The sequence below is a fragment of the Lactiplantibacillus sp. ME-2 genome, assembly GCF_022549155.1.
Classification (GTDB): Bacteria; Bacillota; Bacilli; order Lactobacillales; family Lactobacillaceae; genus Lactiplantibacillus; species Lactiplantibacillus plantarum.
The window spans coordinates 1-449 of sequence record NZ_JAKZEQ010000131.1 but is presented as its reverse complement, the minus strand read 5'-3'; the positions used below and the strand labels follow the sequence as shown (position 1 = coordinate 449).

1 pseudogene is annotated in these 449 nt (G+C 40.3%); it reads right to left on the bottom strand.

Annotated elements, in window-relative coordinates:
• Positions 1-21: 21 nt before the first annotated feature.
• Positions 22-449, bottom strand: a pseudogene (locus MMY95_RS15680) (IS30-like element ISLpl1 family transposase); the annotation flags it as partial.

Below are 449 nucleotides of genomic sequence, written 5' to 3'. Positions count from 1 at the left end.
ATTAAATGGTAGATTGCAAATTTAATCCGAATTTTTGGACAAATTTGTCAGCATAGCCTGATACGGTGTTTGCCAGTCGAGTATTTTAAGCGGTCGCTGGTTAATTTGGAGTAACGTCGTCGTTAAATCTTGAGCACTAATGTGCTCAAAACGAGTCCCTTTAGGATAAAAATAACGTAAATTCCGATTAAAGCGTTCATTACTACCACGTTCAGCTGGCGTATAAGCATGGCAGTAATAGGTCTTAATACCATATTGTGATTCAAGTGATACTAGCCCACTAAACTCAGTGCCACGGTCCACAGTAAAGCTGTGCACCGGACCATTAGAAGTGGTTAGGAACTTAGTTAGTGCTTCATTAACAGTCGCTGTCGTCCGATCTTTTAACCGGTATGCCCAAAGGAACCGTGATTTGCGATCGATTAAAGTTAATAAAACTGCCTTACTAT